3 protein-coding genes are annotated in these 2,654 nt (G+C 44.0%); 1 reads left to right on the forward strand and 2 read right to left on the reverse strand.

Going from position 1 to position 2,654, the window contains the following annotated elements:
• Both RMO79_RS07365 and RMO79_RS07370 read right to left on the reverse strand, forming a co-directional pair.
• A partial coding sequence (locus RMO79_RS07365; protein WP_310482465.1) for a hypothetical protein occupies positions 1-497 on the reverse strand: 497 nt, incomplete at its 3' end.
• A 223-nt stretch (positions 498-720) separates the two neighbouring features.
• Positions 721-1,509: a tetratricopeptide repeat protein gene (locus RMO79_RS07370; protein ID WP_310482466.1), complete on the reverse strand. Its 789-nt coding sequence runs from the start codon at positions 1,507-1,509 to the stop codon at positions 721-723.
• 300 nt (positions 1,510-1,809) lie between these two features.
• Between RMO79_RS07370 and RMO79_RS07375 the strand changes: the two genes are divergently transcribed.
• The gene (locus RMO79_RS07375) at positions 1,810-2,385 is read left to right on the forward strand and encodes a hypothetical protein (RefSeq protein WP_310482467.1); all 576 of its coding nucleotides are present in this window, start codon (positions 1,810-1,812) and stop codon (positions 2,383-2,385) included.
• Positions 2,386-2,654: the final 269 nt, after the last annotated feature.

The following is a 2,654-nucleotide window of genomic DNA, read 5'->3' on the forward strand; positions in this document are numbered from 1 at the left end:
CCATAGCGTCTCCACAGTAATGCTTCGACCAATGTAGCTTTTCGATGTTCGTTTAAATTAGTGCCCCAAATAGCCAACCGTGGGTCGTTATCAGCTTTCCATCGATCGAATATTTTGGCAAGATTAGTATTAGTTTCTAAGTGCTGTAGTCCTTTCGAGTTATCTGCGGCACTTTTTGATTCTGCCGAAAGATATACACCAAGTTTAATTAGCGCATCGCCTGCTTGTGCTTCAACACTTAATTTATCCCAATTAACTAAAAGATATGGATAAATTCTCTCAACTAGATCGAGAGCATCCTGTGCCGCTGAAATATCAGCATCAGATTTACGCTGCCCTTCTCCAGTGCCCCGAACGATCCGACCATCTGGAAATGTCACTATTAAAGTAGAGCGATAGAGATCGGCAACAAGTGTATGTTGAAAGTCAATGCAATTATCAATACAGCCAAGATTCTCTAGTAATTCTTTCAGTTTATTCTTAGCGTTTTCACTCATAAATATCTTCAGAGTTCTCTTTTTTATAGTTCCCCTCTATCGACAGTGAATCTACAACCAGGGATCGATCGAAATAACACTTATTTGCTAGGCTGCAAAAAGGGGGATTCTAGAGAAGAAGTAGCTATCAACTCGACTGTTCCAAGTTCCATGTAATTACATGAAACCAAACAAAACCCTGAAATCAAGACAGAAAGCTCTATAGAGTTACTTGCGATGAACTTTAGCAATCTTCGAGAATATGGGGATTGAGAACGATCGCCCGATCGTAGTCGCTCGCGGCTCCTAGCAGGTCATTTAGAAGATCCCGCTTGAGCAGACTCCGCACGAAATAAGCAGATGCCAGACGAGGATCGATCTCGATGGCTCTGTCATAATCAGCCAATGCCCCCACAGGATCGCCAACTTCCCGATGCTTGAGCGTACCGCGATTATAGTACGCCTCTGATAGATGAGGATCGAGTGAGATCGCCCGATCGTAATCGGCTAAGGCTCCAGCAATATCCATTAGTTTGGCGTTTTTGAGCAATCCGCGACAGTTGTATGCAGCAGCAAAGGTAGGATCGATCTCGATCGCCAGATCGTAATCTGCCAAAGCGTATTCGATATCCCCCAGTTCGGCGTATTTAATCAACCCACGAGTGTTGTACACCGAAGCATCGCGAGGGTTGAGGAGGATCGACAGATTGAGATCGGCTAAGGCTCCAGGAATGTCACCCAACTGCTGATACCTAAGTAAGCCGCGATTTGCATAAGCAATTGCGTAATCGGGGTCATGACGAATGGCTGAGTCGAAATCGACGATCGCACCCTGAATATCTCGCAATTTCGCATACCTAAACGAACCGCGATAGTTATAGGCTCTGGCATAGCCAGGAGCTTGGCGCACGGCTCGGTCGTAAGCAGCTAAAGCACCTCGATCGTTCCCGATTTGAGATTGTCGATTACCGATCGCAATATAACGATCGGCGGTGATGATGAGATCGCCTTGTTCGGATAATTTATCTGACATCAATAGTTGGGGTATTGTAGAAAATTATTGGATCGAAGAATTAGTTTTAACCTGAATTTTCAAACTCTTTTATAGCTTTTATTGAAAAATAGTCCAGAGCTGGCAGGAAAACATTGCCACACCAACTTTGCAGACAGCTAAGTCTTAGCACCAGAGTTTAGTAGTTATCTCAAGTTATAGATCGATCTAAGTCTAAAAATAGATCGAAAACCTAAGATCGAGCAATTTGACTCAATGCTTAATCGCAGATTGAGTGTTTAGATGGGACTTATTTACCCACCAGCCGCTACACTCGAATTTATGGAACAAACCACTGCGATCGACCATGCCATCAGCAAGTTATCATTAAATCGCTCGTTTGCCAACTATCAAATTCAAGCAGACGATCCGATCCGCGATGTGACCGGAATGCTCGATCGGATCGAACAAATTAAAGAGGCTATTCCCCAAGCGGTCACTCAATCACTAGAATTAGTCACCACGAAACTATCCACCCAATTTGAGCTAGTCAGCAAGCCATTACTAGAGTCTCTAGCCGTCCAGCAAGCCCACTTTGGCACCGTTCAACATCAATTAGCCTCATTGGAAAAAAGGTTCATCAATGCCGGACACGTCACTACTCCCGCGCAAAGCTGGAACTCTTGGCTGCTATTGGTCTGCACCTTCACAATCTTGGGATTATTGGGGTACAACACCGTGATGGCGAAGAATAGTCCTACTACTACTTGGGCGCAGACAGAGAAAGGTAAATTAGCCAAACAGATGATCGATCGCAATCCTCAACTGATGAATAATTGTCGTCCATTGACAACCAAGGAAGTTAAAGAGTTCGGCAAGCAGTATCAAGCTAAAAAAGTTTGCTCGGTTTTTCTCTAAAATCTCTTGTAAATCTCAGCCGGATAGCGCATCTCATTCATTAGATCGCAGAGTTATGTTGAGACGATATCGATAAGCCCAGACAAACGTGCCTGTATTATTACCAATCGATCGTTGAGATCTACATGCCACAACCACAGTCTGCTTATCCAAGCTGCAATTCTCCACTAGAGCACGTTCCAATTGAGTCAGATCTAGTTTCGCTCCAGAGGTCGTTATTAACTCAAACACAGCAAGAAATAGTTGCAGCATATTGTCAGAATCCCAGT

The sequence above is a fragment of the Chamaesiphon sp. VAR_48_metabat_403 genome (assembly GCF_031422475.1).
GTDB lineage: Bacteria > Cyanobacteriota > Cyanobacteriia > Cyanobacteriales > Chamaesiphonaceae > Chamaesiphon.